Here is a 12568-nt window from a genome sequence, read left to right as displayed (position 1 = left end):
GAAGAAAAGACTAAAATTGGTGACCGGCCTAAACCTGTATCAAGAAGCGGTAATGACAATCCCGTCCGCATATGGATTGACATCCGTATCAGTAATGGATTGCACTTGTCCCAAAAGAATTTAAGCTATCAGGACTTAGTCCGGATGATAGAGAAGCTGGAGGGTCTATGCTGAGTGTTACCGGTCTGAATCATTTTTATTATGTGCGTGACTTTACCGACATGCGTTGCAAGCACAGCCGTGTGTTGTCCATCATCCGTGAACGGCTTCACCGGGAACCCTGTGACGGGGATGTCTTCATTGTCATGTCGCGAAACCGAAGAATAGTCCGTATGTTCTCATTTGCCAACCGTTCATACAGCCTGTTCGAAAAGAAGTTTGTCGCGGGCTACCAGTTCATGAAAGTGGAGCGGAACGGGGCGGATACCGTTTATCGGATTGACTGGAAAGATGTGGTTCTGATACTGGAAAACCCTATAGTTAAAACATTAAAAATCAGATAATTAATATGGTCATTTGCTTGCGGTTTTGCGATTATTTTAGTACCTTTATATCTGTAAATCAAAGGTTTAAACATGATCGAACTGCAACATATAATAGACTCAAAAAGGGAATTGTTGAGTAGGGAAACCTACTCACGGAACCCTATAAATTATAGTGAAGGTATGGCAGACGATCAAAAAGACCGGTACATACAATACCTTGCTGAGCAGAATCAGGACCTCAGGTTGACAAATGACGCCATGAAGCTTGTCTTGGAGGATTTCATGGTTCAGATGAAGGAACTGAAGGATCAGGTGTCCTCCATGCAATCGAAACAGTCCGATTTGGAAAACCGGTTATCAGAAGAGCGCAAGCTTCGCCAATCGGCTGAACGGAAGGCAAAGGCTTTTCAGGAAAGACTTGATTTTGCCAATCAGGAACGTTTTGGAGACAGGCGTCAAAGGATACACTCCAAGGCAGAAAAGAGTGCTTCTGACCGGCAAAAGGAGAAAGATGATTATGACGGTACGGACGATACACTCCGTACGGATTCTGTAGACAATAACGAATCCCGGAATGAGCCGGCTCTTCTCCGAAAGGAACGTGACCTGGGCAATCGTCCTGACGGATATAAGACGATGGGAGTGGCCGGAGAAACGATAGAGCATCCGTCTGATCTGACAAAGGTTCCCGGACGTATCATTGAAAGAAGGATGGTGCGTGTATTCAGTTTCCGTACCTTCCTTACGGAAGAATGTTTTGAGATGGTCCATTATGCAGAGCCTGGCAAAAAGCCGAAGTGGGGTTATTTCCCCTCTGAAGGCCATCCGGAGGTGGTAACTAAGTTTGAGGGGACTAAAGCCACTCCTGAATTTCTGCAGGCCATCGCCTATGAAGTTTATGTAAAGAATGTGACCTTCGGCCTTCTGCACCAATGGCTGACGGATATGGGAATGACCATTTCTAAAAACACCTTACGCAACTGGCTTAAGAAAGGCAAGAAATACCTTGATGAACTGGTTCGTGTATTGAAGTCCGTTGCCTTGGAAAAGGACTCGGTTGTGAACTGCGATGAGACCTGGTGCAAGGTTCGCAAATATGACCGTTATAAGAAGTGTTATATCTGGGTATTGGTCAACAAGGCTCAGAAAACAGCCATTTTCTTCTATGAGGATGGCTCCCGCGGCCGTGAGGTGCTTACGGATTTTCTGGGTGATGCGGAATTGAAGAGTATCATGTCCGACGGCTACAATGCTTATGTTTTTATCGGTGATGAGTTGAAATCGGCTCAGTTTAAGGATACTATCCATCAGGTTTGTATGTCCCATGCGAATAATAAGTTCGTTAAAGCCGGTAATCAAGGAGGCGAACCGCTGGCCGAACGTTTTTCAAAGCTTTTAAAGTGGTTCTTTTCTAAAGAACATATTTATGATGAAGCCGGTCTTACTCCGGAAGAGAGACTGCGGGAAAGGCAAAGCCTGGAAACGAAGGAACACCTGATAGAATTGCGCAGCCTGTTGGAGAGTGAACTGTCGAAGAATTCAGAATTTAGAAGCCAGTATTATACAGAAGCTCTTAATTACTTGAAGAAGTTTTGGAAGGAACTATTTGCTTTTCTGGACGATGGGGATCTTCCGATAGACAACAATCTGGCAGAACGGACCATCCGGAAGCTGACTACCCAACGCAACAATTCACTTCATTACGGTAGTGATGCAGGCGCTGAGATGGCTGCGACTTACCATAGTGTAATAGGAACGGTAAAGCTTCATGGAAGTTCTGTCTGGAACTTCATCGGAACTTTTTTCAAAAATATCTTTAACGGGTGCAGGGATTATGTTAACATGGTTCCTGACAAAATCACTTTGGCTACCGGCCAATGTTAAATTCAAAGCTAATTAATTAACAAAACTCGGTTTAGGGCACTCAAAAGTGCCTTTTCAAAGGGGGATGCCCTAAATTGAGTGCTTACATTAAAATCAAAAAAAATGACATACTATTTATCCGAGAAGCTAAAGGTATTATCTTTTGTCGCTATTATTTTAGTCCTCTATATTCATTCGGGTTTCCACGATATTCCCAATGAAATACAGGGAATGGCTTTCAATCATTATCTGCAAGAAAGCATTTCCGGTATGTTGGGACGTTGTGCCGTTCCCCTCTTTTATGTTATTTCGGGATACTTGTTTTTCCTGCATACGGATAAAGGCATTTCGGATATAGGACGAAAAATGAAAAAACGGATTAAGACCTTGCTGGTTCCATTCGTAATTGCCGCATTGTTTTTTCCGGCTTTCTATCTGCTGATGGAACAGTTGCCTTTTACCGGCAACTATATAAACGGAGAGGAAGCATTTTCTAAAAACTTGCAACTGCCTGTTGCCGAAATACTCACTTCCCTCTTTTGGCATGTACCGGAAGGAACAGCTCCTTGGGCTTTTCATCTTTGGTTTCTACGTGACCTGATTATCATAGTGGCTATCTCGCCATTATTGTATTATGTAAGGAAAGCCATAAGAGGAAGCGTGTTAACATTCGTCTTATTTCTCCTATCATTCTTTCAGTTCGAAGTGGTGCCCGTCTATGCCTTGTTTTGGTTTATGGCAGGTGATGCATTTCTTGTGAAATTAGACAAAGTCAATACGTATTGGATTCCTGCCGTGTTCATTGTTCTATCAGTTTTAGAACTTGCTTTCCCTGAATTGCCATGGAAACAAGTCCGAATCCCCATCATTGCTTTGGGAATTGTCAGCATTTGGAACCTATATAACAGGATTGTACCAATTACATTTGAATTGAAAAAGCATAAATGGCTTGCCATAGCTTGCCAGTTCACTTTTTTCATTTATTTATTCCATGAACCGACATTGAACATAGTCCGGAAATTACTGGTTGTCTTATTGGGGCATTCTTCATTAGGATTTGCTATCAATTACTTAGTGTCGCCATGGATATTTGCCTGCCTGTTCATTCTTGTCGGTTATTGTTTCAAAAAATGCCTGCCCCGTAATTATGCCGTTTGTGTAGGTGGCAGATAAAATCAGTATGATATGAAAATCATCCATTACATCCCCAGCATTGACCGTACGTCGGGCGGAACAACCACCTATCTCCAGTTGCTTGCGAAAGAACTGGGAAAACTTACGGAATTACATATTGTCAGCCATGCATCTGACAATCCGGTGACATTGGAGAGCTGTCAAGTTCATTACGTGGCACCGTTGAAACATTTCCGGGAAATGAAACGGGAATGGAAATGCCTGTTGGACGCAATACGACCGGACATTGTGCATGTCAACTGTTGCTGGATGCCCCAATGTGCTTTGACACAAAAATGGGCACAACAATTGGGCTACAAAGTGGTGCTTACACCTCACGGCATGTTGGAACCTTGGATTATGAAACGTCATTACTGGACGAAAAAAGTTCCGGCCCTCCTACTCTACCAGAAAGCCGCCGTAAAGAATGCAGATTACCTGCACGCTACGGCGGAAAGCGAGAAAGAGAACTTGCTCAAATTGGGATATAACTCACGCATTGCGGTTATCCCCAACGGCATAGATGTGGAAGCAATCATCATGAAACGAAGCTGGAACAGGAAGAAACAGATTTTGTTCCTGTCCCGTATCCATGTAAAGAAAGGTATCGAATTTCTGCTGGAAGCTGTGGCTGCCTTGAAAAATTCCCTCGATGGTTATACGATACATATTGCGGGTGAAGGAGATGCCGGCTATATAGAACAGCTTAAAAGTAAAACCAAAGCTTTGAGCATTGACGGGTTGGTTCGTTTCATAGGGGGAGTTTATGGAGAGAGGAAATGGCAACTTTTCCGTGACGCTGACCTGTTTGTACTGCCTACCTATAGCGAGAACTTTGGCATTGTTGTGGCAGAGGCTTTGGCTTGTGGCACGCCGGTGATTACGACCAAAGGCACTCCCTGGCAGGACTTGGAAACATATCATTGCGGATGGTGGACGGAAATCGGGACAAATCCGCTTACAGAAGCAGTAAAAGCTTTTCTTGTCTTGAACGAACAGGCACTGGAAGCAATGGGAAAGAACGGACGCCGGCTGGTAGAAGAAAAGTATTCGGCTAAAAAGATGGCGGAAGAGATAGCAGGATTATATGAAAAGGTTTTGATAAGCGAATAAAAAGCTTCTGTAAGTCTTGGAAAACCAATAATTAGCGTTATCTTTGTAAAAAGACCAATTCTTAAGCCTATGTCGAGATTTATCAACCCGTTTACAGATGTGGGGTTCAAGCGCATCTTCGGCCAGGAAATCAACAAGGATTTGCTGATTGATTTCTTGAACAGCTTGTTTGCCGGTGAGAAGCACATTCTGGATATCCGTTTCCTCGACAAGGAAATAGTGGGAGAAACGGTGGAAGACCGCAACAGTATTTATGACGTTTACTGTACCAATGAGGACGGCGAGCAGTTTATCGTGGAAATGCAGAACCGCAGCCAGGTGAATTTCCGCGAACGTGCCTTGTTCTACCTGTCGCGTGCCGTTGTGCGACAAGGCGAAAAAGGTTCCGGCTGGATGTTTGACCTGAAAGCTGTTTATGGCATTTTCTTTATGAATTTTCGTCTGGATGGCTTGCATGACCGTCTGCGTAGCGATATCATTCTTGCTGATCGGATGACTCATGAGATGTTTTGCGACAAGATGAGGTTTGTTTTCCTGCAACTCCCCGTCTTCAATAAGGATGAGGATGAATGTGAGACAGATTTTGAACGTTGGATTTATGTATTGAAGAATATGGAAACATTACAAAGACTGCCATTCAAGGCACGCAAGGCTGTGTTCCAGAAACTGGAAGACATTGTGGACATCGCTTCCTTGTCGAAAGAGGACCGCATGAAATATGATGAAAGCATCAAAGTGTATCGCGATAATCTTGTAACGAGAGCTGCCGCCATAGAGGAAGGCAAGAAAGAAGCGAATATTGCAACTGCTCGAAATATGAAAGCTGATGGATTACCAATAGACTTGATAGTGAAATATAGCGGGCTTACTGCGGAAGAAATAGAAGCGTTATGATAGATTGTTGACTGTATAAATGTATGTTTAAGAGATGATGGAAATATTGCAAAAATTGTCTTTGAAGGAATGCAAAACCTTTAAGAAACTGGAGGAAATAACAGATATCGCCTCTCTTCCCAAAGAGGAACAAATAATGCATGAAGAATGCATTAAGGCGTATCGCAACTACTTGGAAACCAAAGGATATGCGATAGAAGAATTGGAGGCAGATTGGGAACAAGGGTTTGCACAAGGCTGGAAAGAAGGTTTTGAGAAAGGCTGGAAACAAGCAAAGATCGAGATTGCCCGAAAGATGAAAGCCAAAGGATTGCCTGTTGACTTGATAGCGGAATGTACCGGACTTACTGCGGAAGAAATAGAGGCATTGTGATGAGAGTGTTTGTACAACACTTGACGGATATATAATTAAACAAAAATGGGTATAGAAGTACATAGGGTGTTTGATACCCTGTGTACTCTGTACCATTAAATTTTATAAATAACTCCCACTATAGCAAGGGAGAAGGGCAACGGAGGTTGCTTCCCTGAATTGCTTGATTATCTGTTTGAAATAAGGTGTTTTTTTCTTTCTCATGCAGCCAATAAGTATGCTTTAAAAACGAATATATACTTCATTGGCTGTTTCATATATTTGAAATAGCCTACGGAGATATCTTTATGGGCAAAGTAAGTATATATTCATTTTCGGCTGCAAGGATAGTGGCGATAACAGGCATTTATTTTCGGTAAAATATCCGTGTTTTTTACGGTGAAATATCAATTGATTTAATCATATATGGACTTAACGAAACACACGCCTGGGCATGTGGCTTTATCGGTAAAAGCCAAAAGGGCGGTTTGGAATGTGGTTTGTTTTTGCCTGTTCCGCCCTTTCCCTACCAAAATATTTCGTCCGTGGCGTATCTTTTTGCTGAAATTGTTTGGCGCTAAAGTGGAATGGGATGCAGAAGTATATGCTTCTGTCCGACTTTGGGCACCATGGAATTTGCAGATGGGACATCGGGCGTGCTTGGGACCTGACGTGATTTGCTATAATCAGGACATGGTGTTGCTGGAAGATGATGTTGTGGTGTCGCAATACAGCTATCTGTGTACGGCTTCGCATGATGTGGACATGCTGAATACGGCAGACGACTCATTGATTACCGCTCCTATATGGATAAGGGAAAAGGCATGGATAGGGTCGAAAGCTTTTATTGGTTTAGGGGTTTGTATAGGAAAAGCAGCCGTAGTAGGTGCAACGGCTTCGGTATATAAAAGTGTGGAGGATTATCTGGTAGTGGGAGGTAATCCGGCGAAAATTTTAAAGAAAAGAGCATTGAAAGGGGCTGGTTATGAAAGAACGGATTCTTGAAGTAGATTTTGTCAAAGGTGTTTTAATATCACTGATGGTATTGTTTCATTTTAAAATGTTTGTGAATACGTATAGTGAGTTAACAAGTTGGGTTTATAGTTTCCATATGTCAGGATTTCTTTTAATATCTGGGTATTTTCAACGAAGTGGTGGAACTTTAAGTCAGTTGTTTACTGTTATAAGAAAAATATTTTTGCCTTATGCGATTTTTGAAGTATTATATTTATTAGGGCTTACATTGTTAGGCTCTATTTTAGGCAGCCAAAATCAAATTGATTTTTCTTTTGTTTCAGTATGTAAATGTTTGTTTTTATCACCAATAGGTACTTATTGGTATTTGCATACATTGTTTATTTGTGTGATTATAAGTTATTTGGTTAGTTGGTTAAGGCTTACGCCTTTTGTGTCATTGGTATTAACTGGAAGTATATTGTTCGTTTTGACATTGTTTGTTGATGGATTGTTGTGGTCGAATGTGATTTATTTTTTAATAGGTAGTTTTTTGCATAGGTTGAATTTAAGTATAACTCAGAGTATAGTTCCTTCAATGTGTTCTTTGATTCCTGTTTTATTAATTTCTTGTTGTGCTGCGACTTTTAGTAGAGCGGATTGGTCTGGATTGGGACTGACTTTCTTTATGCTTAGTTTTCTTATGGGACTTTATAGCTATCTTCCTTTAATATGTAAACATTTAGTGGGGTTTATAGGACGTAATTCGTTTTGTATTGTGCTTTTCTCCCCTATATTTACGGTTTTGACTAAGCAATATGACTTTATGTTTACTTTTGATAGGAGTAATATGTTGTGGGCGATAGTAAGTTTGATACTGGTGCTTTCTTTATGTTTATTGAGTGCATGGCTTTGTGATAAATTGAAAATATCGAAGTTGTTAGTTGGAAATCAATTATATTGTAAATAATATAAGAAGATTATTTTAATGAATACTAATTCCATTGCCGCCATCATCCTCACAAAAAACGAGGAGAAGCATATTGGGCGTTGTATCCATTCGCTGGAAGGTGTTTGTGACGAAATCTTTGTGATTGATTCTTTCAGTACGGATCGGACGTGTGAGATAGCTGAGGCATTAGGGGCTAAGGTATATCGGAACCCGTGGAAAAATTATGCTACCCAGTTCAATTATGGAGTATATCAATGTCCGATACAGTCAGAATGGATATGGAGGATTGATGCGGATGAATATTTGGATGGCAATATCGGTATGGCTGTAAAGAAAGCATTGGCAGAATGTTCCCAAGAAGTAAACGGAATATATGTCAGGAAACGTATTGATTTTATGGGACGTCCGTTGCTGCATGGAGGGTGGTATCCTTCGTATCATTTAAAGGTGTTCCGTAGAGGGCATGGAGATTGCGAGAATCGTTGGATGGACGAGCATATCCGTATTTTTGACGGTATTGCTATTACTGTAGCAGAAGGGAATCAGGTGGATGATAATCTGAATGACTTGACCTGGTGGACGGAAAAGCATAATGGATATGCTACCCGTGAGGTGGCAGATATGTTGCTGATGGAATACGGAATGGATGCTAAGGCGGAAGAGGTGGTTCCTAAATTCTTCGGGACAGAAGAACAACGCAAGCGTTGGCTGAAGCTGAAATACATCAAAGCTCCTCTGTTTGTACGTCCGTTTATTAATTTCTTTATCCGTTATATCCTGAAAGGCGGGTTTCGTGACGGGAAAGAAGGCTTTATCTGGCACATCTTGCAAGGTTTTTGGTACCGTATGTTGGTAGATGCCAAAATCTATGAACTGAAAAAACGTTTCGATTTCGATAAAGAGCGCATTAAGGCTTATTTGATGGAGAATTATAAGTAATGTGCTAATAAACAATGTGCTAATAAACAATGTGCTAATAAACAATGTGCTAATAAACAATGTGCTAATAAACAATGTGCATTATCAACATTATCACATTGGCACATTGACACATTATCACATTAGCACATTGACTCATTAACACATTAACACATTGGCACATTTTTTTCAACTGTTATTTCATGGTGAAAATTTCTATTATCACTTCTTGTTTTAATCGGGAAGCGACTATCAGGCAGACAATCGAAAGCGTATTGTCTCAGGATTACGAGGACATTGAATACATCATTGTAGACGGTGCCAGTAAGGACAGGTCGCTGGAAATAATCAATTCGTATCAAGGGAAAATCACGAAGGTAATATCTGAACCCGATACAGGAATGTATGAAGGTATTAATAAAGGTATTCGTCTTGCAACGGGAGATGTGGTGGGGTTGTTGCATTCGGATGATTTTTTTTTCGATAATCATATTCTTTCAGATATAGCTGATGTGTTTTGCAAGACACAGGCAGATATGGTCTATGGGAATGGGCTGTATGTGGACGGAAAAGATACAAATCGTGTCATACGGAATTGGATAAGTGGAAATTACCGTTATTGGAAGGTCCGGATAGGTTGGCTTCCCTTACATTCTACAGTCTATATTAAACGTACAGTGATGGAACGGTTGGGGCTGTATGATGAAAGTTATAAGATAGCCTCTGATTCGGAATTGCTTTTAAGGTATTTGTATGAAGAACAGTTGCATGTAGAGTATCTAAACAAATATGTATTAAAAATGCGTGTGGGAGGGCTTTCGACCGATGCGGCAAGCAGGATACAGATGTGGAAAGAAGACGTGAGGCTGTATAAAGAGCATGGCTTTTGGGGAGTACCTGAAAAGCTGATGAAGATGGGCTGGAAGATACCCCAGTTTATCGAAGCGAAACTGAAACGGAGTTTTACCAATGACTGACCTGAGAGAGGCTTTTTGTTTTTTCTTACGCAGGGGATTGGGCGACATGCCGCAAACGAGAGAGCCGGAGCTTGTCCTGACACGTGAGGAATGGAATGAGTTGTTCCGTATGGCTTCTGTGCAGGCTGTATCGGGAGTTTTTATAGACGGGGTGGCATCTGTGTCTTTACGTCCCGACCGTGACTTGTGGGAGCAATGGATTGCCCACTTGTTTTACCTGGAACAGATAAACGAGCGTATTGCCTGCAGGGAAGAAAAATGGGTAGGAAGGCTTGCTGAGGCAGACATTCGGGTACAGGTGTTCAAAGGTTCTTCGGTGGCAGCATGGTATCCGTATCCGTTGCACAGAAGTTTTGGAGATATCGACCTGGTGGTAGAAGAGGGTTGGCAAAAACTGGAAGAATGGTTGCATGGGCAAGGTGTTCCGTTTCGGAATGAATGGGGCGACCTGGTGGTGCATGAAGGTGGATTGACTACTGTAGAGTTTCATCCGCATCGGGAATATCTTTATAATCCGGTGATGAATGTCCGTCTTCAGGACTGGCTGAAAGAAGGGAGCAGTAACGAGCTTTATCTGGTTTGCCTGATTGTGCACCTGCGCCGGCATTTCCTGACGTATGGGATTGGTTTGAAGCAGGTGTGTGATGTGACGATGATGTTGCGTCGTGCGCATTTGAATCAGTCTAAATCGGCATATATGTTAGAGCGGTTACGTTTGAAGAGGTTCTGCAGGGTTTTGTTCGGATTTATAGATACCTATTTGGGAGGTGCGGAGAGTTATCCTTTCGTTCCTCTGTTCAGCGATAAAGATTTTGCCTTGATGCGTGAGGTGATATTCCATGAAGGATATTTACTGAAACAGGTTCAAGAGGAAAAGGAAGCGAAAGAGCGTTTACCTTTTGTACGGACAGGCAGGCATGCCTGGTTCTGGATGAGGCGGAGCCTGCGGCTGGGCGGCATGATGCCCGATGAGACGTGTTGGTTCTTGCTGCATCAGGTTATGCGAAGGGTAGGCTTTTAGTTGACGAGTAGACAAGGTTTCTGAGCCTTGTTTCTTTATCATCTTGTCAACTTGTTCCCTAAAAATAAGAATTATCAACCATTTAATATTTAAGTAAAATGAGAAAATTAGTAATGGGAATTGGAATGTTGCTATTGTTATTCGGTAGTAATGTTCATGCACAAACAGTGGTAAGCGATACTTTGGTAAATGAGGAGATAATAGAGCCTCAACCTACGGATGATAGGTATCGTGTGGTAACTAACCGTTTTTGGGATAACTGGTTTGTCTTAGGAGATTTTGGCGGACATGCTTACACGGGTGATTATGTAAGTGTTGGAGATTTTTCGGGGACGCTGACGCCCGACTTCAATGTAGGTATTGGTAAATGGTTTACACCAGGTATCGGTGTGAAAGCACAATTCGGTTTGTCTAATTCGAAAGGCTACAGCAAGGAAGAAACGTACTTTACGTATGGGGATCCGTTGACTGCTGCAGATGGTACACTTTATTGGAAATCGAAAATGAAATGGTGGGACATTAATATTAATGCCATGTTCAACCTTTCGCGTCTGATTAAGGGATATGAAGGAAAAGAATCGGATGAATTGATGAATCAGTTTATTGCTTCTGTCGGCATTGGTGCAGTGCATCATCGGGATATTCCGCAGCAACGTAATGAATGGAGTGGGCATTTCGAATTGCAATACAGCCGTTTCTTTGATAAAAAGAAACGGATTTCACTGGATGTGAAAGCACATGCCATTTTGTTTCAGACGAACTTTGACGGTATAGTCCTAAAGGAAAACAATGAAAACAGTAAATGGTGGGATGGAAACATTGGGTTAAGTGTCGGTGTGACTTATTACATTAAAAAACGTCATTGGGACAGATGTATTCCTTGTCAGAATCCAGTGTATATTAACAATACTTATCTGCCTGTCCCTGTACAAGACTGTCCAGAATACAGAACGTTGGAATTTTATGTATTTTTCCCGAACAATTATTCAGGACGTGATGATGCACCTATCGTAGCAGGTGCTCCTGTCAATGCTGTCGATTATCTGGCATCGGGTATCTTTACACAAAGAAAGTTCGTAGATGCAGACGCTGTAGACGGACGGCTGACTTCGGGTACATCTCTGACTTCATTGGCAACAGAGGATATACCGACTGAAAAAGCTTATCGGTGTATGTTGATAGATGGTGTTTCTCGTGGATATGAAATGTCTGAAAGTCCGATTTCATTGAGTATGGATCCTGCAAGTATGCGTACGTTCGAAGAAAAGATGGATTATTTTTATGCACCGATTTATGAAGGTGGAAAGACTTGGTATTATCGTGTCGATAAAGAGACTACGACACAAAGCCTATTGTCTGACGATAATTATCGTGAAAGTGCTTCGTATGGCTTGAATGCACATGCCGGACTGAATGTGATAAAAGAAAATATGAAGGTGGAAGATAGTCATACAGCTTTGTATAGTTTTGCTGACGTTTATGCTGCCATCGAAGGCAATGATGGTTATGTGGCACAGGCAGCTGATAGTGCAAGTGTGAAAGAATTGATTGAGGTACTGAAGAAAGGACGTATCTTGAATATACAGGCGGAAGGTTTGGCTACCAGTCAGGATAATTATATTGGTGAGAATGCTGAGAACGTTGGTTTGGAGCGTAACAAAACATTGGCATACAATCGTGCACATACTATAATCAAGTGGCTGAGAGGTAATGCGATGTTTGACAATGTGGCAAACAGTGCTTTCTCAATTAGTGCGTTGACCGACCCGATTGTAACAGTAAATGATAAGAGTACACGAGGTTTGAACGCAAAACTGAACCGCTGCGTAAAAGTACGGATTCATTGCGTGATTGATAAATAAGTAA

General features: G+C 41.8%; 12 protein-coding genes. All 12 read left to right on the top strand.

Features of this window, described 5'->3' with window-relative positions:
* Positions 1-167: 167 nt before the first annotated feature.
* The 12 genes from tnpB to B5G04_RS18985 all read left to right on the top strand — a co-directional run bounded on the left by tnpB (position 168) and on the right by B5G04_RS18985 (position 12564).
* On the top strand, positions 168-503 hold the full coding sequence (gene tnpB, locus B5G04_RS19040) for an IS66 family insertion sequence element accessory protein TnpB (RefSeq protein WP_075317931.1): 336 nt from the start codon (positions 168-170) through the stop codon (positions 501-503).
* Between the two features lie 72 nt (positions 504-575).
* Positions 576-2369: an IS66 family transposase gene (locus tag B5G04_RS19035; protein WP_087398361.1), complete on the top strand. Its 1794-nt coding sequence runs from the start codon at positions 576-578 to the stop codon at positions 2367-2369.
* 102 nt (positions 2370-2471) lie between these two features.
* Positions 2472-3521 (top strand): acyltransferase, encoded by a 1050-nt coding sequence (locus B5G04_RS19030; protein ID WP_087398360.1) that lies wholly within the window; start codon positions 2472-2474, stop codon positions 3519-3521.
* Positions 3522-3533: 12 nt separating this feature from the next.
* Positions 3534-4634, top strand: a complete 1101-nt coding sequence (locus tag B5G04_RS19025) for a glycosyltransferase (protein ID WP_087398359.1) — start codon at positions 3534-3536, stop codon at positions 4632-4634.
* A 69-nt stretch (positions 4635-4703) separates the two neighbouring features.
* Positions 4704-5528, top strand: coding sequence for an Rpn family recombination-promoting nuclease/putative transposase (locus B5G04_RS19020; protein ID WP_087398358.1), 825 nt, complete (start codon positions 4704-4706; stop codon positions 5526-5528).
* Between the two features lie 34 nt (positions 5529-5562).
* On the top strand, positions 5563-5901 hold the full coding sequence (locus B5G04_RS19015) for a hypothetical protein (protein WP_143270498.1): 339 nt from the start codon (positions 5563-5565) through the stop codon (positions 5899-5901).
* 405 nt (positions 5902-6306) lie between these two features.
* On the top strand, positions 6307-6885 hold the full coding sequence (locus tag B5G04_RS19010) for a hypothetical protein (RefSeq protein WP_087398356.1): 579 nt from the start codon (positions 6307-6309) through the stop codon (positions 6883-6885).
* Complete coding sequence (locus B5G04_RS19005) at positions 6866-7804, top strand: acyltransferase family protein (protein ID WP_087398355.1); 939 nt, start codon at positions 6866-6868, stop codon at positions 7802-7804. Before B5G04_RS19010 ends, B5G04_RS19005 begins: the two co-directional genes overlap by 20 nt.
* Positions 7805-7822: 18 nt before the next feature.
* A complete protein-coding gene (locus tag B5G04_RS19000) occupies positions 7823-8725 on the top strand; it encodes a glycosyltransferase family 2 protein (RefSeq protein WP_087398354.1) in 903 nt (300 codons plus the stop codon).
* A 185-nt stretch (positions 8726-8910) separates the two neighbouring features.
* On the top strand, positions 8911-9681 hold the full coding sequence (locus B5G04_RS18995) for a glycosyltransferase family 2 protein (protein WP_087398362.1): 771 nt from the start codon (positions 8911-8913) through the stop codon (positions 9679-9681).
* On the top strand, positions 9674-10702 hold the full coding sequence (locus B5G04_RS18990) for a nucleotidyltransferase family protein (protein WP_087398353.1): 1029 nt from the start codon (positions 9674-9676) through the stop codon (positions 10700-10702). Before B5G04_RS18995 ends, B5G04_RS18990 begins: the two co-directional genes overlap by 8 nt.
* A gap of 98 nt (positions 10703-10800) precedes the next feature.
* Positions 10801-12564 carry a hypothetical protein gene (locus B5G04_RS18985; RefSeq protein WP_087398352.1) on the top strand — a complete coding sequence of 588 codons (1764 nt, stop codon included), beginning with the start codon at positions 10801-10803 and terminating at the stop codon, positions 12562-12564.
* The last annotated feature ends 4 nt before the right edge of the window (positions 12565-12568 follow it).

The organism is Bacteroides sp. An51A, assembly GCF_002161565.1.
Lineage (GTDB): Bacteria > Bacteroidota > Bacteroidia > Bacteroidales > Bacteroidaceae > Phocaeicola > Phocaeicola intestinalis.
Note: the sequence above shows the minus strand (reverse complement) of the source record. Positions and strands in the feature narration are given on the sequence as shown.